The organism is Psychrobacter urativorans, assembly GCF_904846695.1.
GTDB lineage: Bacteria > Pseudomonadota > Gammaproteobacteria > Pseudomonadales > Moraxellaceae > Psychrobacter > Psychrobacter urativorans.
Map to the genome: position 1 here is coordinate 1 of NZ_CAJHBR010000020.1, position 22,984 is coordinate 22,984.

Below are 22,984 nucleotides of genomic sequence, written 5' to 3' on the forward strand. Positions count from 1 at the left end.
TTAAATAGATATTGATGATAAATTCGTCTATGGGCATCTCACAACTCCATTGTATTCTTGGTCGAAAACAATAGATTAGTGAGGTGCTCTTCTTTTTTCAATCACTTTCGAAGTTGAGAGTGGGGTAAAACTATAGTAATTATTGCCATTATAGTTATAAAAGTCTTTCTTATTTAGTCATATTTTGTTGAGGTCGTCAATGAGGATAATCTCTAGTAACAACTTATCATTTATTACTGGGTTATAACTATTTTTTACCTATACTTTCCATTGATGAATTGGGTAAGCGTTTTTGACCATAATAGCGGCGCTACTTGCTGCAACTTTGAATTAGCTAATCGATATTAGCTTTTTTCCCTCAAGCCCCTTTAATGCACTACAGACAAAAAAACGCCTCCAACATTAAGTTAGAGGCGCTCTTTTTACAAGATATTAGCGTAAATTAGTAAATAAATATCAGCTTAATTGAACCATACTAATATTTAGACGTTCGATATTAATTAAACCCGCTCAATAATAGTAGCGATGCCTTGACCAAGACCGATACACATAGTCGCTAGACCGATTTCAGTATCCATCTGCTCCATAGCATTTAGCAGAGTCACGGTGATACGTGCGCCTGAACAGCCGAGTGGATGACCTAAAGCAATCGCTCCACCATTGATGTTGATGATGTCTTGCTTGTCGGTCAAACCCATAGATTTGATAACCGCTAAGCTCTGCGCTGCAAAAGCTTCGTTTAGCTCAATGGTTTGGATATCGTCAAGGCTTAGGCCCGCACGTTTTAAGGCTTTTTGGGTCGCTGGTACTGGACCATAACCCATAATAGCTGCATCACAGCCAGCGATAGCCATACTACGAATACGAGCACGGGGCTTCAGACCTAAATCTTTGGCTTTTTGTGCGCTCATAACCAACATAGCTGACGCCCCATCTGATAGTGCTGATGAAGTCGCTGCGGTTACTGTACCCCCTTTAGGATCAAAGGCTGGACGTAGCTTTTGCATTTGCTCCATCGTCGCATCGGGACGAATCACTTCATCTACAGTACAAAGTTGCAGGCGACCTGCTTCGTCATGACCTTCGATACCGATGATTTCATTTTTGAAACGACCTTCAGTCGTCGCTTCCCACGCACGGCGATGTGACTCTAGACCGAAAGCGTCTTGCTCTTCACGAGTAATACCGTTCATGCGGCCCAGCATTTCAGCGGTCAAACCCATCATGTTAGAGGCCTTGGCATAGTGCTTCGAGGCCGCTGGGTTTAAATCAACGCCATGCATCATGCCTACGTGACCCATGTGCTCAACACCACCGATAATAAAAGTGTCGCCTTGATTGGTCATGATTTGCGCAGCCGCAGTATGCAATGCTTGCATAGAAGAGCCACAAAGACGGTTAACGGTTTGGCCGCCAGTAGTCTTTGGAATATCAGCCAACAGACCGATATTGCGACCGATATTCAGCCCTTGCTCTAAGGTTTGATTGACACAACCCCAGATAATATCTTCAATATCATTAGGATCGAATTGGTTACGCAGAACTAAAGCGCGAACTAGCTCCGCTGATAAGCTATCGGCACGCACGTGACGGAACATACCATTTTTCGTTTTACCCATCGCTGAGCGTACGCCATCTACGATGACCACATCATTTGGACTTAAAGTTGTCATACTATCTTCCTTTTAAATTTTTATTGTCAGTAACGGTTGCGCTGTAGATGAACTTTCACTGCTAATAACTTAATAATAGCTTGATAGCAGGTTAATAATTATCAACAAAACTACGTTCAACCAGCGCTTTGGTTACTTATCCTAATAGTGTGTGCTCATTATGCAGTAGCGTAAAAGGTCTCGCCTGCTGCTGCCATATCACGAATCTTTTGTGGGGCTTCATAAGCTTTGCCAAGGTATGCGTATTTTTCACACAATGCCAAGTAGTTATCTAGGCCCATCTGGTCGATATAACGACAAGGTCCACCACGGAACGGTGGGAAACCAACGCCCATAATCATTGCCATATCCGCCTCGCTTGGCGTGCTGACGATGTTATCTTCTAAGCAACGTACCGTCTCATTGCAAAAAGCCAGCATAGTACGATCAATAATCGCTTGATCATCAAAAGTTTGCTTTTCGCTATCAGTAATCGCTTTTAACAGCTCATAAGTAGCTTCATCGGCAGTCTTTTGAGGCTTGCCACGTTTGTCCATGGCGTACTTGTAGAAGCCAACACCGTTCTTCTGACCTAAGCGCTTATTATCATAAAGATGCTCAATTGCGCCTTTATAATCAGCCTTCATACGATCAGGATAGCCTTCTGCCATCACTTCTGCGCCATGAACACCTGTATCCAAACCGACCACATCGATTAGATAAGCAGGGCCCATAGGCCAGCCGAATTTTTCCATAACTTTATCGACATTGACGAAATCAGCGCCTTGCTTAAGCAATAAATCAAATGCCCCGAAGTATGGGAACAGTACACGGTTAACTAAGAAACCTGGGCAATCATTAACGACAACCGGTACTTTGCCCATCTTACTAGCTAGTGCCACTGTAGTAGCGATCGCTTGCTCTGATGACTTGTTGCCACGGATAACTTCAACCAAAGGCATACGATGTACTGGGTTAAAGAAATGCATACCAACGAAGTTCTCTGGACGTGCCAGCGCTTCTGCTAAAAAGGTAATAGAAATTGTTGAAGTGTTTGACGCTAGGATACAGTCGTCTTTTACTAAGCCTTCGACCTCTTTTAGTACCGCACGCTTGACGTTTGGATTTTCTACTACGGCTTCAATGACGATATCAGTCTCAGCAAAATCACCATAGTTAAGCGTTGGACGGATACGGCTCAAAGTTGTGCCCATTTCAGTAGCCGTCATTTTGCCACGGTCAACCATCTTACCTAGTAGCTTACTCGCTTCACCCATACCCAAATCTAGCTGCTCAGATTTGATATCTTTCATGATAATAGGCAAGCCTTTGCTAGCCGCTTGATAGGCAATACCGCCACCCATAATGCCTGCGCCTAACACGGCTGCTTCATCAATCTCATGCGCTTGCTTGCTGTGTTGCTTAGCCAGCTTTTTGACCAGTTGATCGCTTAAGAACAGACCTACTAAGCTCTCAGCTTGCGGGGTCTTAGCAGCTTTAGCAAAACCTGCTGCCTCTACTGCAATAGCTTCATCACGCGATAAGTTCACGTGCTTCTCAATAGCTTCAATTGCTAATGCTGGTGCTGGATACTGCTTAGGATTGGCTTTGGCAAAGATCATGGCTTTAGCACTGCTAAAAGCCATCGCTTGCTCGAGTGCATTGAGCTTAACTGGATTTAGCTTTTCATAGCGACGTGCTTGCCAATCAAGCTCACCTGAGATACATTTTTTCACTAAATCAATAGCAGCATCTTGTAAGTCATCAGCCGCTACAGTCGCATCAACTAAGCCTAATTTTAGCGCGTCTAGGGCTTTTTTAGGGGTTCCAGTAGCGATCAATTCAAGTGCGTTATCAATACCGATGATACGCGTGCTACGTACAGTACCTCCGAAGCCTGGGAAGATGCCCAGTTGCGTTTCAGGCAAACCAATAATGGCTTTTTCGCTCATGACCCGATATTCACAAACTAGCGTCATCTCACAGCCACCACCCAGTGCGGCACCATTGATGGCCGCTACTTTTGGGAATGGTAAATCTTCAAAGCGATTAAAATCCTTATTAATACTAATAACCCAGTCTTTAATACTTTCTTCTGATTGCTTAAATGATGCCACAAACTCAGTAATATCTGCGCCAGCGATAAACACGCCCTTGCCTGAAGTTACGATTAATCCCTTAATATCACTGGCTTTTTCTAAAGCAGTTACTGCTTCACCAAATTGCTTATTGGTTTCAGCATCAAATTTATTTACGCTCTCATTTTCGGCGTTGTAATGCATGTTGGCGATGCCGTCATCTAGCATGCTTACCGTGATGCGATTTCCTTGGTATACCATTTGAAACTCCTTGCCATGTATTAAAAAGCTATTGGTTAAACAGCTATGTTTTATAGAGCCACCTAATAAAATCTGGCTGTTAATTAACAAGCAACAGCACAGTATTATTGGTAGTCTGAGTAATAGCATTGCTTACCTACAAGCTTGGTAACTTGCAGGAATAGGCAATGCTGATATCTTTATTATTTAGCGTCTATTGATATTGCGCTTCGTTGTTGGCTAAAACTATTAACTGATCTTCTATATTTAAATATCTTTCGTTTAAATTTTTCTGGTTTAAATCATCAGTTAGATCATGGGACTTTTTTAACGTTAATTAGTGTAGGGGATTATGCCCCTCACTGTCACAAGCTAAAACCATACTCGCAAGTCATTATTAAGTCGCTGCTAAGTCGAGAGCGACCCGTTAGTTTAGTAATCCTACCTTTCAATAGCGGTCGGCATCGACGGACTATTGTCAGTGAATCTTGCCCAAATAAACTGCTTCTACTGCCCTATAACAACACATTCGTCAGACAAGTTAAATCGTCCAAACGTAACTAACCCTAGCAAAAAATTATTCTTAGCCTAGCCATAAGATAGCCAAAGGGAATAGAGGTTTATGAAGCCATCGATAAAGGTGTGAATGAAAGCTATATAAGGGCTGCTGGCTAACATGCTACACTAAGGTTATTTTTATTCTTCACCTTTTTATGAGTTGGATTATGACTGCCCCTATTGCTCCACGTTTCATCCCTTTCGTCTCTTTTAAGCAGCTGCACAGCTCGCTGCGTAGCCAGTTAGCGCAAGATATTGATTCGCTATTTAACTATGCCCAATTACCAAGTCCCCTTAATGAGGCCTGTCGCTACGTGATGACTGGCAAAGGCAAGTTAGTAAGACCATTATTGGTAGCTAGTAGTTTTGCTACTATTGATGCGCTTAATAACCTTAACACTAGTAATAACAGTGACATCAATCAAGCTATCTTTGCTGACTCGTTACTGACTAACCAGCAGTTTTTTGATCCTATTTTAGACTCGGTTTTAGACCCTTCTTTGGAGCCGCTACTGACTAGTGAAGTACATTATGATATGTGTCGGCGTGCGGCGTTGGCCGTAGAGCTGCTGCATACTTACTCTTTAGTACACGATGATTTACCTTGTATGGATGATGATGCTCTACGTCGCGGACAGCCTACTTGTCATATTGTATTTAATGAGGCAAGCGCACTATTAGCTGGGGATGTACTGCAAACCTTGGCTTTTGAAGTGTTGACGGCTGAGATGCCGACTTTTGCCCCTTTTGATGCCAATATAGCTAGTGCCTTATTGGCGATATTTGCTCCTCGTGCACGGCGCATGGTGTCAGGGCAAATGCTTGATCTTAATGCAGAGGCCAGCGCTACTGTCTCGCAACAGCAATTAGAAGCTATCCATCGTGATAAGACTGGCGCTTTGATTGAGGCGGCTATGCTGATGGGCGCTGTCTGTGCTGGGGCTACTGCACCGCAGCGTATGGCGCTAGAAGAGTGCGCTCAACACATTGGGTTGGCCTTTCAAGTACAAGACGATATCTTAGACGTAACTACTAGCACTGATACTCTGGGTAAGCCTGCTGGCAGCGATGAGAAGTTAGACAAATCGACTTACGTCAAACTAATGGGCGTCGAGGCTGCCAAACGTTATGCGCAGTCATTATTTGACCAAGGTCGCGCCGCTATAATACGTGAGCTCAGCCCTGATATGGATTCTGATTCTGGCATTGATGATAATGGACTTCTTGAGCTTATCGAATGGCTATGGAAGCGTAATAAGTAAATAGGCACCTTATTCAAGCTACTAAATACTGCTATTTAAATATAGGGTTCTTTAGATTCACCAGAACTAATCACTGTGTTCAATTTCCTCCATTAAATAATTGAACAAAAATAGGCTGATTGATGGCTTTGCTACCTTTATGCTCATGCTAAACTGCTACCTATCAATAACTATGGATGGTGGTTTTATATGGATAATAATAAGCTTCACAAACTTAATGAGTCTACCTTCAATGACAGCTCATCTGTTGATTCCGTTCAGCATCAGCATAATGATCATGCCGAGCACACCCCAGATACGGCTTCATTGGCAGCGGATAGTTTCGCTGGTAAGGCCAAAGGCAAGGCCGGTTTTGGACGTATCGTCAAAGCTGCGGGCTACTCTGCCGATGGCTTTATGGCCGCTTATAAGAACGAAGCGGCTTTTCGCCAAGCCTTTTGGCTCAATCTAGTATTGCTCATCGTCATTATCTTTATTCCTTTGGCTATCAGTATGAAGATGATACTGTTAATCGCCTCTTTTTTATCTATTATCGTTGAATTGTTTAATACGGGGTTAGAGGCCAGTATTGACCATACTTCTACTCAGCAACATCCGTTAGCTAAGATTGGCAAAGATGTTGGCTCTGCCGCGCAATTCCTAGCGTTAACGCTACTATTCATCCTATGGATGATGGCATTGTCTACCTTACTATTCTAACTTTGGTATTTTTAATGATAAGCGAGTAATTTATGGTCAACACTGCAGCGACCCTGAATCCTTTAGCGCCTACGTCCAGTATCGAAGCGGCTAATAACCATACGCCGACTGTCTATCTTGGCACGGGCGGTTATAGCGATACTGATCTGTTAGGCACTCTTTATCCTACAGGTACTAAAAAAACGGACTTCCTGCGTGAATACGCCAAGCAGTATGGCGCAGTAGAGATCAACAGCACCTTTTATGCGCCTATTGGTCAAAAAGCCTTTGCTGGGATGGTTAATAAAGCTTATGTACAAGCAGACAGTGAGCTGAGGTTCGCTATTAAGCTACACCAAGATTTTACTCATGCTAGAAAAGGCTCTGCCGCACACGCACAAGCTTTTATCAACGCCCTCAGTCCCTTAGTAGAGGCAAATTGTCTAGCACCACTATTGCTACAGTTTCCCCATGGCTTTGATCGTACTCGTGACCATCGGCTGTATTTAGCTAAGCTAGTCAGCTGGTTTCAGGACTATCCTTTAGCAGTAGAATTCCGTCATGCTAGCTGGCATAACCCGCAAGTCATTGATAGCTTTACAGAGCAAGGTATTATCTGGTGCAGTGTCGACTATCCAGATATCAAAGGTCTCCCGCCCTCACAGCTGATATTGACTCAGCGCACTGGCTACCTGCGTATGCATGGTAATAATCTGAACTGGTGGGATGCGATGAGTGCCAGCGATCGGCATGATTATCGTTATAGTGAGGCTGAGATGCAGGACTGGGCGCAAGCGATTGCCAATCAGCGTCAGCATTTTGATACGCTTTATATCTTCTTTCAAAACACCGTCAATGCGCATGCTTATTATAATATTGCGATGTTGCGAGAGGCGTTGGGTGGGTTTGGGTTTGAGGTGTTGTAGCTGAGTTGATGAAACTGTAATCGCTGGGTGTTGCCCTGCGCATCGTCTTATAAACAACAATGAATAGCGATACCGTATTTTTTATTTTTGTATCAATAATTAAAGATAACTGAAATAGTGACTAATTATGAAAAACTTGGAAGAAAAGTCTAAGGAAATTGAATTTGCCGTAAAAGAGTTTGCAAGTTCTATTAATTCTATAACTAATTCTACTGGTGATATGAGCTCTCTTGTTGAAGCCACCTCAAAGCTAGAGTTAAAAAACATTGATCATTACGAGCGCTTAATTCGTGATGAGTTTGTCAACTATTCAAATTTATTTATGCAATCTAAATGGAAGTTTTGGGTAAGACCTATTAAAGAGCTAACTTGGTTAGATGTAATCAGTTCTGATGGTTATAAGCGCGAAGAAGGTTTATACGCATTATCAGGAGCCGCCCCAAACGCTTTTTTCCTCACTTTAGTTATTCGTAGGTTAAATGACTGGGTGCCGCAAGTTCGTGAAGCTGCAAAAGAAGTCATTCCTTCGATTATTGAAAAATCTAAGCCTGAAGATGTTATTGAGGCACTAACTGCAGTTTTTTTAAACTGGGATTCATGGGGTAAAATTGCAAAAGCTGATAGACAGATGCTTTTACATATTAGTAGTATTGAAAGCTTAGCAGTAGGTTTTAAATCTAAATTAATCTCGTCTATATCAGGACCAATGCCATCGTTGTTCTCTCAACTTGGTCGTATACCTATACTTGATGAATGTCTCAACGAAATAGCTAATAATGCTATGCAGCCTCATATGAGAGCCAAAGCTTTTCGTAGTTTATTTGAAAAACGCATTTTCTGGATTGTAGGTCAAGAATGGAAATGGACTGATAAAGTTTATAATAAAGGAAAACTAATACCAGTTATAGCTGAGAGAAAAATCAGTGTAAAGATACCTTTTAGTGATTTACTAAACACGTCAGCTTTTGATCGTTCTTCTATTGTAAGACAAGTTTCAGCTGAGTTTCTCATTAGAGATATTGATAGCTTGGGTAATCAAACTCGAACTATTGCGGAAAAATTTGCAGCTGATAAGTCAAATACTGTATCAGAAAGAGGACGCTTTATATTGAAAAAGCTTGATGAGATGGCTTTAAATAATAATTAGTTATTTTATGATAAAGGCTAGCTAAACCAAAAAAGTAAATTAATAAGATTTAAAAGATCGACTTATATGTACGGTCAAAATACCGTTAATGCGCATGCTTTTTATAATATTGCGATGTTGCGAGAGGCTTTGGGCTGGTTTGGGTTTGAGGTGTTGTAATGTCGATAAACTTAGCGAACTTGTTTAGTTTTTTTCGGTCTCATAAAAAACTAAAACATGAGAAAGCAAAAGCTATTCAGCTTTTACAAACGATGCAATGGTCAAAATTATCTTGGAATGAAAGCTGGGAAGAGATCATTGAATTGGATAGTCTATTGCCTAGAATAGGTCAGAAGTATCTTGTGAAGCTTGAAGAAAATGAAGACTTTTCTCAAGATGGACAAGCCTTAATATTATGGCAACCGCCTCATTCCGATCTCAATGGCTGGTACGACAAGCGTCCTTCTGAAATTTTGAAGTCCTATATTATAGAAGGCATTTTAACCGATCGTCAATCAGATTATGAAACCCGTGAAATAACTTTCAACTTTGAAGTCAGTAAATGTTCAAAGCTAGTTGATTACTTTTCTAAAGCACCTGTAAATAGAAAATCTCCTTTATCCTCGATCGGTCAGGGCAATGGTTCTTCAAGAATTCAATGGCAAAATGCCGTAAGTCTTCAGAAATATCCTTTAGGAAAGCTTTTATATCTTAGCGGAATGGAGTGTGAAACTGCTCTAGAGCTCATTCTTTCATACGAAGAGAATAGAATCTGTATATATTATTCTGCAACACTACATTATCCTGCGCATTACGAAACTGTTATTACTAAATATTATTTAAATAGAGAAGAGCAGAAAATAATTGAGATTATAATTGATAAAGCTATTGAAGTAATTGATACCTCAGACGAATTTCTTACTGATAAGCAGATTCTTGGTGCTGAATACTGGTAATTTCTTTTAATAAAATTTAAACCAAAAAAGTAAATTAATAAAATTTAGAGGATTAACTTACATATACGGTCAAAATACTGTTAATTCGCATGCTTTTTATAATATTGCGATGTTGCGAGAGGCTTTAACCGCGCATAACTTTAATGTTCTATAGAGCTGTTAATGTTGTTTGTAGGCTGTGGCTTTAGCCCAGCAAACCCTTTTGCAAGTTAATAATACTTGATAATAAAAGCCACGTAAGATATATGAAAGTTAATTCAAGAATTTATTACTTTCTATAAATGGTGCGCGGGGCGCACCCTACAAAAACCGGTATAAATTATGAAAAATCGTTTTATATTTGCCCTAGTCTTATTATCCTGCTTGCAATTAAGTTGTGTGAGTACAGAAAAAAGCGTAAACGTCCAAAAAAATACTGTGAAACAAGAAGACAGTGTTGTAGAGCAAACTAAAGCCGTTATAGAACAGAATCAAGTTCGTAAAAAACCTACCGACCTTTTTACTCACTACCCGTCTGAGTTACAGATGATGGCTATCATCTATGGTAAGTTTGTACTTAAAGATAATTGTCTATTGCTTGAGCTTACTGGACAAAATAGCTTTATAACCCCTATCTTCCCTCAAGGCAAAGCCACTTTTTTAATAGAGGAAAATGCTGTTATGTTAGGGGATACTAAAGTGCCTTTAGGGGTACAAGTAGGCACAGGCGGCGGCGCTTTACCTAAAAAGAACGTAGTTTATGCTACTAGAGGCGATGCGTCATGCCTAACGGATAAAGTGTTCATAACAGATGCTGATGTGATCGCTATTGAAAAGGGTGCAACGATTGAATAATTTTTATATTCATCAGCGAACCCCAACCTGTTCATTAAAACCAAAAAAAGGACACCTCGCGGCGTCCTTTTTTTACTTATAAAGCTAAGATAATTTAGCTATTAAAGAGTTATTTACTCTTCAACACCAGCATCTTGACCTTTATATTTAGCATTCGCATAGTCCCAGTTCACTAGTTTGTCTAGGAACGTATCGACATAATCAGGACGACGGTTGCGATAATCGATATAGTAAGCATGTTCCCATACATCACAAGTTAATACAGCGACTTGGTCATGTGCTAATGGGGTATCAGCGTTAGCTGTTTTAGCGATAGATAATTTGCCACCAACTTTATCAGCAACTAGCCATGCCCAACCTGAACCGAACTGAGTCATTGCTGCGTTTTTGAACTCTTCACGGAACTTATCATAGCTACCGAAGTCTTCTTCGATTTTGCCTTTTAGATCACCAGTAGGTTCGCCGCCGCCATTATCAGGCGTCATGCAGTTCCAATAAAAAGTGTGGTTCCATACTTGCGCTGCTTGGTTAAACATACCTTGTTTGCTGTCATCTTTAGCGGTTGCTACGATGATTTCTGACAAAGTTTTGTCTTCTAGACCAGAACCTGGTAGCAATTCGTTCAACTTAGTCACATAGGCATTGTGATGCTTATCATGATGGTATTCTAAGGTCTCGGCACTGATATGTGGCTCTAGCGCGTCTTTTGCATATGGTAATTCTGGTAAAGTAATAGTCGTCATAGTTATTTTATCCTTGCTGTTTTAGCCTAGTATAGTATAGGGATTATAAAGTAACTTCTATAAAATGTTAGGCTAAGTTGGCTGAGTTTATTATTAGTGAATAAATATAGTGCTGAATATAATAGCGTACTTGCTGTAAAGTTAAAAGGCAACCTAAAGGCAACCTAAAGGCAACTTACTGGTTATTGTTACGCTGATTATTAATAATTTCTCTCAATAATCAGTAACAACAAGCATAAATTGCAGATTGTTAACTTAAAGTTTACAAGCTATAAGCTATAATTCACTGTAGCTTGCTATACAGTATAACAATAACACCGCTAACTATCCGTTACCGAATGTTATAGTTTTTATATACTATATAGCAGTTATATCATACCCAAACTCACACTAAAAGTATTAGATTTTAAATCACGGACTTATCTTTATGCCAATTAATCAATATCAGCCTATAACTACCGACATATTTCAACAGGATTGGGTACTTGCCAGTAATAACAAAGGCAAGCTTAGCGAGTTTAAGCGGCTGTTCGCTGAAGCTAACCTAAACGTCACTATCATTCCGCAAGGCGAGCTGAACATAGAGGATACTATTGAAGATGGCTTAAGCTTTATCGAAAACGCCATAATCAAAGCCCGACACGCCAGCCGCATCAGTGGTCTACCGGCTATCGCCGATGACTCTGGGTTATGCGTGCCAGTACTTGGTAATGCACCCGGCATCTACTCTGCTCGTTATGCTGGCGAGCACGGTGATGATGCCAAGAATAATGCTAAGCTCATTGCCGACTTGCAGTCTGTACGCGCTCAAAGTCCTACTACTGCGATTAAAGGTTTATTCGTCTGCGTACTAGCAATGGTGCGTCATGCCGATGATCCGCTACCGATTATCGCTCAGGGTTTATGGCAAGGTGAAATCTTGGACAAAGCACATGGCGACGGTGGTTTTGGTTATGACCCACTATTTTGGTTACCTGATATGCAAGCGACAGCGGCCAGTCTCAGTGCTAGTGACAAAAATAAGGTTAGTCATCGCGGACAAGCTATTGGCCAATTATTACAACAATTATAGCGCTACTGCTAACTATATAGCCGATAAAAGTGGTCGCTGTAAAACAGATAATTTTTACTTTAATTAGTAGATAGATTATACTAATCTACTTTTATAATTTTATTACCAGCTGTCTTTGCTTATTTAAACTAAAAATAAGTAGACTTAAGGCGTTTTGGTAAGGTATTACTGATACTTAATAGTCGGTCTTTATAGTGCCTTTGGCGATTGCTGATTGCATTATATTTTTTTCGGCTATTACTATCCCCTATTCATTCCAAAGGCAATTGGCTCATAAATAAACTTGTGCGCTATAAAATGCGATTGCCTGATATTTCAATCCTAAAGGTGTAATTAACATGGCTACAGATCTACAAGTCACAACCAACAAGCTTTCTAACAAAGAAACTCAGCTGACTGTAAAAGTACCAGTTGAAAAAATCCAAAACAAAGTCGAAGGTCGCATTCGTCAAGTGGCTAAAACTGCCAAAATTGATGGCTTTCGTAAAGGTAACGTTCCTATGTCGCATATCCGCAGCCAATACGGTGCCGGTATTCAGCAAGAAGTTATCAATGACGTGATCCGTGATACTGTTTTTGAGGCTATCAAATCTGAAGACATCCGCGCTGTTGGCATGCCTAATATCAATGATGTTAAACTTGAAGACGATTTCTTGGTTTATCAAGCTACTGTTGAAATCTTCCCAGAAATTGACGTTCAAGGTATCAATGAGATCGAAGTTGAGCGTCATATGGCGAAAGTCGATGAAGCTGATGTCGATACTATGATTGAAAACCTACAAAAGCAACGTGAAGAGTTCGTAGAGAAAAAAGGTAAAGCCGATAAAGGCAATCAAGTTACTTTTGATTTTGAAGGCTCAATCGACGGTGAGAAATTTGAAGGCGGCTCTGCTGAAGACTTCAAATTGATTATTGGTAGCAACCAAATGATTCCAGGCTTCGAAGCGGGTATCAAAGGCTTGAAAGCTGGCGAAGAAAAGGTTATCGACGTAACTTTCCCAGAAGATTATCAAGCAGAAGAATTGGCGGGCAAAGAAGCTCAGTTCAAAATCAACGTAAAATTAGTTGAAAAATCTAAGTTACCTGAAATCGATGATGCCTTCCTTGAGCTATTCGGCGTTAAAGAAGGTGGCATTGAAAAACTAAGAGAAGACGTTCGTAAGAACATGGAACGCGAAATTAAAAACGCTGCCCGCAGTCAAATCAAACAAGCTACTTTTGATGCTTTATTAGAAAAGAACGAATTTGACGTTCCTAACGCTATGCTAGAGCAAGAAATTGATCGTCAGCGCAGCATGATGATGCAACGTTTCGCTCAGCAGTTCGGTTCTAATGCTGATAGCTTTGATAAAGACATGTTGCCAAACGAGCTGTTTGAAGAACAAGCGCTACGTGCTGCCCGTCTAGGTATCATCGTTGCTCGCGTTATCGATACTAAAGGCTTAGAAGTGGATCAAGAACGTGTTGAGAAATTTATCAAAGAAGCTTCAGAAAACTACGAAGATCCAGCAGAAGTTATCGAATACTACACTAATGACAAGCAACAACGCGCTAACATTGAGTCAGTAGTATTAGAAGACCAAGTAGTTGATTACCTTATTGAACAAGGTAAAGTAACTGACAAAGAAGTTAGCTATCAAGACTTGTTGGCTACTCAGCAACAACAACAGCAAGCGATGTAATTTGCTTGCTTAGCAAACTAATAAGCTAGGGTTTTGATAGATTTTATCGAAACTTGTTTATTGATAGTGAGATAAATAATGCCTCAACAAATCTTGTTGGGGCATTTTTATTAGCGCTTTATATCCTCAGCCCTTGATAAATGACTACAGACGCCTTATTAATAGGGAATAATTCATCATTTGTTACCGTAAATATTCACTATTAGCTGCTAAAAAAAGTTACTATTACGGCACTTATTTTCTTAATAATACTTATTATTAATAGCTGGTTTTTAATAAAATCCGTTTTTTATATTATATATTTCAATAGGATCTTTCCATGACTGATTATGATCGCATTACTAGCAATCCCCATTTCGATATGCTTATGAGCGCGCACAACGCCCAAGGTATGCATAACACTCAGAGTGCACTAGTGCCGATGGTCGTTGAGCAATCAGCGCGTGGCGAACGTTCGTTCGATATTTTTTCACGCTTATTGCGTGAGCGGGTTATCTTCTTAACTGGTCAAGTTGAAGATCATATGGCTAATCTTATCGTGGCCCAGCTTTTATTCTTAGAAGCTGAAAACCCTGATAAAGATATTCATCTGTATATCAACTCACCAGGTGGTTCAGTTAGTGCTGGCCTAGCTATTTTTGATACCATGAACTTTATCAAACCTGACGTATCGACTATCTGTATGGGCGGTGCTTACAGCATGGGTTCTTTTCTTTTGGCAGCCGGAGAACGAGGCAAACGTTATGCCTTGGCTAACGCCCGCGTCATGATTCACCAGCCTTCTGGTGGTGCTCAAGGTCAAGCATCAGATATCGAAATTAATGCTCGTGAAATTCTAAAAACTCGTGCTCGCTTAAATGAGATTTTGGCTGAGCGTACTGGTCAACCAGTAGAAAAAATTGAGAAAGACGTTGAGCGTGACTATTGGTTGGATGCTAAAGAAGCCAAAGAATATGGCTTAGTAGATGAAGTACTAGAGCGTCGCCCTACTGAACTTAAAATATAAAATAAACCCAAGCGCATTATGCTACTAGTGCATTATGCTACTACTATAGTGCGTTTTAGTTTTGAGTGTCCCCATTAGACTATATAAGCTTTAACTGGTAAATTTTGAATTGTCAGTTTTGAGTTGTCAGTTTTGAAACATAAGCCAAGTTTAAAAATTAGGAGTGCCTGTACATGGCAGAAGATAAAACCCCGCATTGCTCGTTCTGCGGAAAAGCCAAGAAAGAAGTCAAACAATTAATCGCGGCTGACGATGCCAATATTTGTAACGAATGTATCGAGCTATGTACCGATCTCATCGCTGATAGCTCACCTGATGAGGACAATGATAATGATAGCGACTTTGATACTTCGTGGGTCAATAAAAAGCTACCGACCCCTAAAGAGTTACGAGCCAAGCTTGATGAATATGTTATCGGTCAAGACGCAGCCAAAAAAGCGCTAGCAGTAGCCGTTTATAACCATTATAAGCGCCTAAAAGTCAGTCAGACCTTAGCTCGTGATAGCAAAAAATCTAAAATTGGCGCTGATGTAGCGATGGTTGAATTATCTAAGAGTAATATCTTGCTGATTGGGCCTACTGGTTCAGGTAAGACGCTATTAGCCCAAACTTTAGCGCGTCTATTAGATGTGCCTTTTGCTATGGCCGATGCTACCACTTTGACCGAAGCTGGTTATGTTGGTGAAGATGTAGAAAACATCGTCCAAAAGTTGCTACAAGCTGCTGATTATGATGTTGGTAAAGCTGAACAAGGCATTATTTATATCGATGAGATCGATAAAATCAGTAAAAAAGGTGAGAACCTTTCTATTACTCGTGATGTGTCAGGTGAAGGCGTACAACAAGCTTTGCTTAAACTAATCGAAGGGACAGTCGCTGCTATTCCACCTCACGGTGGTCGTAAGCACCCTCAGCAAGAGCTAATCCAAGTTGATACTAGCAATATTCTAATCATCGTTGGGGGCGCTTTTGCAGGTCTAGATAAAGTTATTCAGCAGCGTACTGAAAAAACAGGTATTGGCTTTAACGCTGACGTCAGCTCAAAAGATGACAGCAAGAGTAGCTCAGATCTATTACAAAAAGTTGAGCCGGAGGATTTGATCAAATTTGGTCTAATTCCAGAGCTAATCGGGCGCTTGCCAGTACTTGCGGCCCTACAAGAGTTGGATGAGGAAGCTTTAGTGCAGATATTGACTAAGCCTAAGAATGCGCTAGTCAAACAGTATGAATATCTATTCGATATGGAAGGTGCGAAAATCACCTTTACTGATGCCGCCCTTGACGCTATCGCCAAAAAGGCTATGGAGCGTAAAACAGGTGCGCGTGGCTTGCGCTCTATCGTGGAAAATGTGCTGTTAGAAACTATGTATGAGCTGCCATCGATGACAGATGTTAAGACCGTTACTGTCGATGAGGAAGTTATTACGGAAGGTAAACTACCTAAGATAGCTTAGGGGTTTATCTTAGGCGATTTTACAGGAACGACTGTAGAAAAGCTTAGAGAAACGGTTATGAAAAAAGCGTCTAGCACTAATAGTGTTTAGACGCTTTTTTTATGTCTGCTGATTTATCTGCCCACTAACCACTAAGTGCCAGCAGGCTTATTTTTTTAGATAGTAATTGAAGATTCGGCTATTGATTGATTTTAATATTAAGAAGTTTATCTAATAATACTTTTATCAGACTTTATCTTTTGTTGTTTGCTATAATAATGTTACTACTAACTTACAGAATATTAAGTTCTCTCTGTTTACTCTCTTACAACCTTGTCGCATTATCCATTATAAGCGCTGAACGTTCGTATCTTATATATGCGTTTAATGGATTTATGACTTTTAACTACTTTAATATTGTGCAGGTCAAGTGCCTGAGTCCATAGTAGATCGCATCTAATCATTACTTGTGCGATGCAAAAACTTAAGAACAGTACGGGCACTATACGACCTAAAATAGCACATAATTTTATATGTACATATTATTTTTTATAATAAGGATATGCCAATGAAGACTTTTTCACCAGCCCAATCCTCTTTTCTTATGGCAACTATTTTTGCTATTAGTGCCATCGGTGTCACTAGTTGCAGTAATAATGAGCAGGACACCAAAGCCGTTGATCGTGTCGACGAGGCCGCAGCGATAGCTCGGGTGCAAGGACTAGAAGCTCGCGCTGCTCAGTTAAAGAATGACATGCCTGCAATCACAGACATAAGCGATATCACCAATACTGATCAAGCCACTGACGCTGCTAAGCCTGCCATTACCATGCCGGATTTAGCAACTATCCCTGATGATGAGTATGGAGCAGCCGTACGCCGTGGACTACAGATTGTTAATCATACTTATACAGAGCTGCCTGATAACGTCGGTAATCAGCTCAACTGTACTAGCTGTCACTTAGGTAATGGCTCAGAGGCTTATGCTGCGCCTTGGAATAATATTACTAGTATTTATCCTCTTTATCGCAGTCGCGCTGGTCGTATCAACGTTATACAGGAGCGTATTAACGGCTGTTTTGAGCGCTCAATGAACGGTAAGGCGCTTGAGCTAGGTTCAGATGATATGAATGCTGTGGTTTCTTATATGAGCTGGCTGTCGAAAGATATGCCCTTCGGTGTCTCTCCTGAAGGTCGTGGCTTTGTAAAAATAGACAAGAGCTTAGAGGCCGATACCGCTAATGGTGAAAAGCTATTTGCAGAGAAATGTAGTGTTTGTCACGGTGCTAATGGTGAAGGCCAATATAACGATGATGGCACTTATACTTTCCCAGCAGTTGCTGGCGACAAATCCTTTAACGATGGCGCTGGCATGGCTCGTACTTATACGGCAGCCGCCTTTATTAAAGGTAAAATGCCCTTTGGTCAGGGTAACTCTCTAAGCGATCAAGAAGCTGTCGATATCGCTGGCTATTTTACTCACTTGCCGCGTCCAGTAAAAGCCAATAAAGACAAAGATTGGCCGAACGGTGATGCACCAAAAGATGTTCGTCGCTAAGCGTGACTTTTAAGGGTAGTGTCTTTGTTAAAGACTTATTAAGGTCTGCTTAGCCTCCTATGCCCAGCAAATTTTAGTAGCAAAAAAGCCCAGCTAATTTTAGTTAGTTGGGCTTTTCGTTGTGGAGAAATTGACTAGCGACTAGTACTAAAAGCAAAGTACAAAACCATAGCAGAAAATCCTTATGGTAACTTCATATCACCAGCGACGAGCCAACCCATACGGCGCATCAAATGCGCTACTAGCCCAGCAATGATGGCCGGTAATATGAACATTAATAGGATAATCGCCGTCCATAACTCAGTAACACTCATCAACGGCTGTGAGGCCTCAATCACTCCAAACACTCCCACTAAGCCAGCCGTGCCCATACCAGCGCCAGTAGCAGTACAAGCCAATTGGAAACCGACGGTAGCTATAGGCCCGACAATAGCACTAGCTACTACTGCTGGTAATAAAATCACCGGTTTCTTAAACACATTAGGTATCTGCAACATACTAGTACCTATGCCTTGCGAGATAACCCCACTAAATCCATTATCTTTATAACTAGCTACCGCAAAGCCAATCATGTGCGCGGCACAACCGACTACTGCTGCCCCGCCCGCTAAGCCCCCAAGACCTATAGAGATACAGATAGCTGCGCTAGACGTTGGTAGCGTTAGCAAAATCCCAACCACTACGGCGATGACTATGCCCATCAGTAACGGTTGTAGCTCAGTAGCGGCTTGAATACCTACGCCTATAGCATTGACCGCCGCAACTACCGGAGGATTGAGTAGCGCGCATACTGCCCAAGCACTAGCACAGATCACTAAGGGCACTAGCAAGATATCGAGCTTAGTCTTACCGGCTACCCAACTGCCAGCACGATAGGCAAATACTGAAGCCAAATAAGCGCCAATAGGATTACCCGGCAACGCCAAAAAAGTCGCTGGACCAGCAGCTTGCGGCATAAACAAAGTCCCTGCCATCAGCGCTTCAGAGTGCGCGCCTAGCATGCCCGCTACCAAACAGCTAAGCATCACTAAAGTAGGGGCCTTTAGATAATAAGCTATTCCAACCCCGATACCTGCTCCCATCAATACGGAAGCCAGCTTACCGATAGCCACCAACACCGGCAAATGCAACCATCCGCCTATTTGCGAAATAATCAGCCCTGCAATTAAGGTTACAAACAGCCCTAAAGCCATACCAGTAAAAGCATCAATAAAGTACTTCTGAAAAAATACTTTCACCACGCTTGGTGGTATTGCTATAGGAGTGCTAGCAGTCATATGGTGTCCTTGAGTTATTTATCTAAGAGGTAAGCAAAAAGGCTAAGCAAAAAGGCTAAGCAAAAAGGCTAAGCAAAAACAATATTATCCATAAAACGCCCCTAAAAAAAGCGTCATTTTGACGCTTTTTTTATAATAACTTATGATAAAAATTAAGCTTAGCGACGCTGCTCAACGATAATAGAGTCAATGCCGTTATTCTGTAGACGCTGCTGAGCATTAGTAACCACTTGACGACTATTCATAGGCCGCGAGATTACTTGATATATAGGCGAGCCACTACTAGTAGTGTTTTTCACTACTCGGGCATCGATGCCAGCCATTAGTACCTGAGCGCGGCGACGATCAGCCTCATCGGCATTACCAAAGCTATTTATTTGCAGAATATAAGTGCTGGCAGCTACAGGTTTTGGAGCTGGAGCGGTGTTGGCCTTATTTACTGCTCCACTGCCAGTGCTGGGTGTACTACCATCATAGGTAGTATTCTCCTCTATAATGACAATATCATTTTCATTGCTACTATTAGCATTATTCGAGGGACTTTTATTACTATCGTTAGTAGTATTTTCGCTAACCCCAAAGTTACCTGCATCACTATTACTGTTGGCAGTATTATTATCAGGTTGAGTGATGACTACGTCAGGCTCAAAGGCTGCGATATTGCCAGATTGAGAGCCCTCAGGCTCACCAAGCGCTTCATCAGGTATAGTGGCCATTTCTTGATTGGGCAAAATGTCATAGAATTCGTAATCGCTGTTATCAGTATCAGTACCCACACGCTGCTGTACTTGGCGATCAGGATCAGCTTCTGGAGCGCCTGAAGGATTGAAGTCAAACAAAGGTGATAAGTATAAAAACACCCCAATCATTAGGGTCAACAAGGCACCAACAAACATCCATACTAAGCCTGATACGCTACTCGATTTGCGCTTTTCAGTGGCGCCTTTAGGTTTTTTGGCTAACATGGATAGCATTCTCCCTACTGAGTCTTTCTATTAATTTACTGATGTGATTTATCAGGGTAATTTTTTACTAACAACTACTAGCTGTCTGGTCGTCCGACTTGATGCCAGCACTAAAATATCCACAGTCTCTAGTATTAGCTTTAATGCTTGGCGATTAGTGCTAAACACCTACATACTGGTTGGTGCTGACAACCCTAATAAGTTAAGCCCATTAGCCAATACTTGACGAACCGCTTTTGATAAGCGCAAACGTGCCTGCATTAGATTCAACTCGTCTTCAGTAGGCGTCTCACCAGAAGTTAAGCTGATAGGTAAAATACGGTTGCCATCGTACCAGCCATGAAATAGTGCAGCCAGCTCTTTCAGATAATTGGTCAGTATATGCGGCTCATAGCCGGTGGCTGCTCTTAATAAGGTTGCTGGGTAAGCGCCCAGTAGCTTAATTAGCTCCTCTTCGCTTGGGGCAATAAGCAACTGTTGATGCTGAGCGCCAATAGCATCATCCACTTCAAGTCCACTAGTTACTAGTTTTTCGAGCACTCGGCACACACGCGCATGCGCATATTGGATGTAGTAAACTAAGTTATCTTTGCTTTGTGACTTGGCTAGCTCTAGATCAAAGTCAATATGTACTTCCGGCTTACGGGCTACGTAATAAAAACGTGCCGCATCATTACCTACTTCCTGACGTAGATCACGTAAAGTGACAAAATCCCCTGAGCGTGATGACATTTGCGCTTTTTCACTACCGCGCCATAAGGCAACAAACTGTACTAATACCACATCAAGACGATTAGCATCAATACCTAGCGCTAATAGTGCAGCGCGCACACGAGGTACATAGCCATGATGATCAGCGCCCCAAACGTTAACGACTTTATCAAAACCGCGATCGAATTTGTTTTTATGATAAGCGATATCAGAGGCAAAATAAGTACTTTGACCATTAGCTCGGCGCACTACTCTATCTTTTTCATCACCAAAGTCAGTCGATTTAAACCAAATATTGCCTTCTTTTTCGTACAGATAGCCTTTATCTTCTAGTATCTTTAGCGCAGGCTCAATTTCAGCTTCGATTGATTTTTCGTGGAACCAACACTGGTAGTTGACACCAAAATCGTTTAAATCGTCTTTGATATCAGCCAAAATACCCGTTAACGCTGCATTCAAAAATAGCTGGTAACTATCACCAAGCAATTTCTTACTATTAGCAATAAGCCCATCGATGTGCGCTTCTTTATCACCAGATATCAGCTGTTTTTCGCCCGCCGCATCTATCTCATAGCTTGCATCTTCCGGCACCACTTTAGCGACTTGCTCGAATGCGTGCACATAGCTATTCCCATACTGAGTTTTTAAGGTCTCAGCGATATCGTGGACGTAATCGCCTTTATAAGCATTAGAGGGAAATACTATAGTCTCGCCATTAGCTTGTAGATAACGCAGATAAGTACTAGTCGCTAAAATATCCATTTGACGACCAGCATCATTGACATAATACTCACGAGTGACGTCATAACCCACCGCTTCAAGCAAGTTGGAGACACTCATACCAAAAGCTGCGCCACGACCATGACCAACATGCAGACTAGAGGTTGGGTTAGCAGAGACAAACTCGACCTGCACTTTTTGACCGTCAAATTGATCAGTGAGACCGAAACTATCTTGCTTAGCAAAAATATCCTCTAATACTGCAAATTTAGCTTCAGCATTTAAGAAGACATTGATAAAGCCAGGACCGGCGATATCTACTTGGCGAATATCTTGATTATCAGGTAAAGCGGCAACGATTTTTTCAGCCAAAGCGCGTGGATTAGTCTTAGCAGCTTTTGCCGCTGTCATCGCAATATTACTGGCAAAATCACCGTGACTAGCATCTTTAGTGCGAGTGATTTGACTATTATTCTGCCAATCGGCTGGTAGCGCACCTTCAGCCTGTAAGGTTTGCACAGCAGTATTAAACAGTGAGGCTAAAGTATCAATTTGGGCTTGTGACATAGGACTATGAACTCGGATAAATAAGACGAAAAGATAAGTAACCTGTAAATATAACAATCTTTAGGATCTATTGCACTAACTGTAGCAAAATTAGCTTGCGGCATAACTGACGCAAATAAGTAGCATAGACTCCAAAGCTCAGCCATTATAACGCTACAATGACTTAGTAGTCGCGCTGAATAGCTTATTTGGCTGCTGTTGACAGCCTCTGACATTTATAGCGGCGCTGTTCCGCGTTATAATAGGTCTACTAGCTGGCATGTGATTTAGCCTGCTACATAGTCTTACCATAAGAGGCTTTGTTGAAACACAGCTAAGTGCACAATCACTATAAAATAAGGCCCCTTGATAAGCTATATAAGCTGATGCGATAGCAATCGCTGTTATATCTGCTATCGCTAATTAAAGTCAGTACCTTTTACGGCTTATATTTATAGTATTGTGGTTTTTTACTACTCAGCACAGCCCTAACAATGCTCATGTTAACTTTGTTGGCATATCCCAGTCGTGTTAAAGGCTGGGCGTACAGATTAGGGGATTGTTGATAAAAATAATGATTAGAAGTTGCTTTTAAAAGATGGTTTAATTAACTATCACTCTTTTTACAGGATAAAGCTATGTTTGCCATTGCTGCCAGTACCGTCACCAGTTGGGGTCTGTACGTTTTATTACCCGTATTTATTGCGTTCTTATTCTTTATTATTTGGGATCTATCTAAACAATCCGGTGCCGGACGTGCAGGTACCTTTTGGATGTTTTTGGCTTTAGGTGCCGGCTTTATAGGGTTTATTATTAAAATTCTAGTTGAGGTTGCTTTTGATAAATGGTTTATTGGCTAGCTAGGGTTAATCAGACCCTATTTACTCTTACTCCTAAATCTGTTCCTCTCAGCGCAGACTTGCAGCTAAGTTGCAACCTTGCAGCTAAGTTAAGGAATAAT

At 41.3% G+C, this 22,984-nt stretch carries 18 protein-coding genes; 12 read left to right on the forward strand and 6 right to left on the reverse strand.

Annotated elements, in window-relative coordinates:
- Positions 1-500: 500 nt before the first annotated feature.
- Complete coding sequence (gene fadA / locus JMY09_RS11700; protein WP_201623778.1) at positions 501-1,673, reverse strand: acetyl-CoA C-acyltransferase FadA; 1,173 nt, start codon at positions 1,671-1,673, stop codon at positions 501-503.
- 158 nt (positions 1,674-1,831) lie between these two features.
- Positions 1,832-3,991, reverse strand: coding sequence for a fatty acid oxidation complex subunit alpha FadB (gene fadB, locus JMY09_RS11705; protein ID WP_201623779.1), 2,160 nt, complete (start codon positions 3,989-3,991; stop codon positions 1,832-1,834).
- 692 nt (positions 3,992-4,683) lie between these two features.
- On the opposite strand from fadB, the gene JMY09_RS11710 reads away from it, so the two are divergent.
- The 6 genes from JMY09_RS11710 to JMY09_RS11740 all read left to right on the forward strand — a co-directional run bounded on the left by JMY09_RS11710 (position 4,684) and on the right by JMY09_RS11740 (position 10,310).
- A complete protein-coding gene (locus tag JMY09_RS11710) occupies positions 4,684-5,790 on the forward strand; it encodes a polyprenyl synthetase family protein (RefSeq protein WP_201623780.1) in 1,107 nt (368 codons plus the stop codon).
- 189 nt (positions 5,791-5,979) lie between these two features.
- Positions 5,980-6,489: a diacylglycerol kinase gene (locus JMY09_RS11715; RefSeq protein ID WP_201623781.1), complete on the forward strand. Its 510-nt coding sequence runs from the start codon at positions 5,980-5,982 to the stop codon at positions 6,487-6,489.
- A 32-nt stretch (positions 6,490-6,521) separates the two neighbouring features.
- Entirely contained in the window at positions 6,522-7,394 is an 873-nt protein-coding gene (locus JMY09_RS11720) for a DUF72 domain-containing protein (RefSeq protein WP_201623782.1), read from the forward strand.
- A gap of 127 nt (positions 7,395-7,521) precedes the next feature.
- On the forward strand, positions 7,522-8,541 hold the full coding sequence (locus JMY09_RS11725) for a hypothetical protein (RefSeq protein WP_201623783.1): 1,020 nt from the start codon (positions 7,522-7,524) through the stop codon (positions 8,539-8,541).
- Positions 8,542-8,699: 158 nt separating this feature from the next.
- The gene (locus tag JMY09_RS11735) at positions 8,700-9,476 is read left to right on the forward strand and encodes a hypothetical protein (protein ID WP_201623784.1); all 777 of its coding nucleotides are present in this window, start codon (positions 8,700-8,702) and stop codon (positions 9,474-9,476) included.
- A gap of 321 nt (positions 9,477-9,797) precedes the next feature.
- Entirely contained in the window at positions 9,798-10,310 is a 513-nt protein-coding gene (locus JMY09_RS11740) for a hypothetical protein (protein WP_201623785.1), read from the forward strand.
- 113 nt (positions 10,311-10,423) lie between these two features.
- On the opposite strand, the gene JMY09_RS11745 is transcribed toward JMY09_RS11740, so the two are convergent.
- Entirely contained in the window at positions 10,424-11,053 is a 630-nt protein-coding gene (locus JMY09_RS11745; protein ID WP_201623786.1) for a superoxide dismutase, read from the reverse strand.
- 427 nt (positions 11,054-11,480) lie between these two features.
- Between JMY09_RS11745 and rdgB the strand changes: the two genes are divergently transcribed.
- From rdgB to JMY09_RS11770, 5 genes are all read left to right on the forward strand, one after another.
- Entirely contained in the window at positions 11,481-12,125 is a 645-nt protein-coding gene (gene rdgB / locus JMY09_RS11750; protein WP_201623787.1) for an RdgB/HAM1 family non-canonical purine NTP pyrophosphatase, read from the forward strand.
- 338 nt (positions 12,126-12,463) lie between these two features.
- Positions 12,464-13,807 carry a trigger factor gene (tig, locus tag JMY09_RS11755; RefSeq protein WP_201623788.1) on the forward strand — a complete coding sequence of 448 codons (1,344 nt, stop codon included), beginning with the start codon at positions 12,464-12,466 and terminating at the stop codon, positions 13,805-13,807.
- A gap of 391 nt (positions 13,808-14,198) precedes the next feature.
- Positions 14,199-14,813: an ATP-dependent Clp endopeptidase proteolytic subunit ClpP gene (gene clpP / locus JMY09_RS11760; protein ID WP_201623812.1), complete on the forward strand. Its 615-nt coding sequence runs from the start codon at positions 14,199-14,201 to the stop codon at positions 14,811-14,813.
- A gap of 173 nt (positions 14,814-14,986) precedes the next feature.
- Positions 14,987-16,267, forward strand: a complete 1,281-nt coding sequence (clpX, locus tag JMY09_RS11765; RefSeq protein WP_201623789.1) for an ATP-dependent Clp protease ATP-binding subunit ClpX — start codon at positions 14,987-14,989, stop codon at positions 16,265-16,267.
- Positions 16,268-16,814: 547 nt separating this feature from the next.
- Positions 16,815-17,804, forward strand: coding sequence for a c-type cytochrome (locus JMY09_RS11770; protein ID WP_201623790.1), 990 nt, complete (start codon positions 16,815-16,817; stop codon positions 17,802-17,804).
- 182 nt (positions 17,805-17,986) lie between these two features.
- On the opposite strand, the gene JMY09_RS11775 is transcribed toward JMY09_RS11770, so the two are convergent.
- From JMY09_RS11775 to argS, 3 genes are all read right to left on the reverse strand, one after another.
- Positions 17,987-19,081, reverse strand: a complete 1,095-nt coding sequence (locus tag JMY09_RS11775) for a PTS transporter subunit IIC (RefSeq protein WP_201623791.1) — start codon at positions 19,079-19,081, stop codon at positions 17,987-17,989.
- 158 nt (positions 19,082-19,239) lie between these two features.
- Complete coding sequence (locus tag JMY09_RS11780; protein WP_201623792.1) at positions 19,240-20,046, reverse strand: SPOR domain-containing protein; 807 nt, start codon at positions 20,044-20,046, stop codon at positions 19,240-19,242.
- A 168-nt stretch (positions 20,047-20,214) separates the two neighbouring features.
- The gene (argS, locus tag JMY09_RS11785; RefSeq protein WP_201623793.1) at positions 20,215-22,044 is read right to left on the reverse strand and encodes an arginine--tRNA ligase; all 1,830 of its coding nucleotides are present in this window, start codon (positions 22,042-22,044) and stop codon (positions 20,215-20,217) included.
- A gap of 617 nt (positions 22,045-22,661) precedes the next feature.
- Between argS and JMY09_RS11790 the strand changes: the two genes are divergently transcribed.
- Complete coding sequence (locus JMY09_RS11790; protein WP_201623794.1) at positions 22,662-22,883, forward strand: DUF2788 domain-containing protein; 222 nt, start codon at positions 22,662-22,664, stop codon at positions 22,881-22,883.
- Positions 22,884-22,984 lie beyond the last annotated feature (101 nt).

Excerpts from the sequence above, each read along its gene's own strand:
- fadA (WP_201623778.1), bottom strand. The coding sequence starts at position 1,673 with ATGACAACTTTAAGTCCAAATGATGTGGTCATCGTAGATGGCGTACGC.
- fadB (WP_201623779.1), bottom strand. The coding sequence starts at position 3,991 with ATGGTATACCAAGGAAATCGCATCACGGTAAGCATGCTAGATGACGGC.
- JMY09_RS11710 (WP_201623780.1), top strand. The coding sequence starts at position 4,684 with ATGAGTTGGATTATGACTGCCCCTATTGCTCCACGTTTCATCCCTTTC.
- JMY09_RS11715 (WP_201623781.1), top strand. The coding sequence starts at position 5,980 with ATGGATAATAATAAGCTTCACAAACTTAATGAGTCTACCTTCAATGAC.
- JMY09_RS11720 (WP_201623782.1), top strand. The coding sequence starts at position 6,522 with ATGGTCAACACTGCAGCGACCCTGAATCCTTTAGCGCCTACGTCCAGT.
- JMY09_RS11725 (WP_201623783.1), top strand. The coding sequence starts at position 7,522 with ATGAAAAACTTGGAAGAAAAGTCTAAGGAAATTGAATTTGCCGTAAAA.
- JMY09_RS11735 (WP_201623784.1), top strand. The coding sequence starts at position 8,700 with ATGTCGATAAACTTAGCGAACTTGTTTAGTTTTTTTCGGTCTCATAAA.
- JMY09_RS11740 (WP_201623785.1), top strand. The coding sequence starts at position 9,798 with ATGAAAAATCGTTTTATATTTGCCCTAGTCTTATTATCCTGCTTGCAA.
- JMY09_RS11745 (WP_201623786.1), bottom strand. The coding sequence starts at position 11,053 with ATGACGACTATTACTTTACCAGAATTACCATATGCAAAAGACGCGCTA.
- rdgB (WP_201623787.1), top strand. The coding sequence starts at position 11,481 with ATGCCAATTAATCAATATCAGCCTATAACTACCGACATATTTCAACAG.
- tig (WP_201623788.1), top strand. The coding sequence starts at position 12,464 with ATGGCTACAGATCTACAAGTCACAACCAACAAGCTTTCTAACAAAGAA.
- clpP (WP_201623812.1), top strand. The coding sequence starts at position 14,199 with ATGCATAACACTCAGAGTGCACTAGTGCCGATGGTCGTTGAGCAATCA.
- clpX (WP_201623789.1), top strand. The coding sequence starts at position 14,987 with ATGGCAGAAGATAAAACCCCGCATTGCTCGTTCTGCGGAAAAGCCAAG.
- JMY09_RS11770 (WP_201623790.1), top strand. The coding sequence starts at position 16,815 with ATGAAGACTTTTTCACCAGCCCAATCCTCTTTTCTTATGGCAACTATT.
- JMY09_RS11775 (WP_201623791.1), bottom strand. The coding sequence starts at position 19,081 with ATGACTGCTAGCACTCCTATAGCAATACCACCAAGCGTGGTGAAAGTA.
- JMY09_RS11780 (WP_201623792.1), bottom strand. The coding sequence starts at position 20,046 with ATGTTAGCCAAAAAACCTAAAGGCGCCACTGAAAAGCGCAAATCGAGT.
- argS (WP_201623793.1), bottom strand. The coding sequence starts at position 22,044 with ATGTCACAAGCCCAAATTGATACTTTAGCCTCACTGTTTAATACTGCT.
- JMY09_RS11790 (WP_201623794.1), top strand. The coding sequence starts at position 22,662 with ATGTTTGCCATTGCTGCCAGTACCGTCACCAGTTGGGGTCTGTACGTT.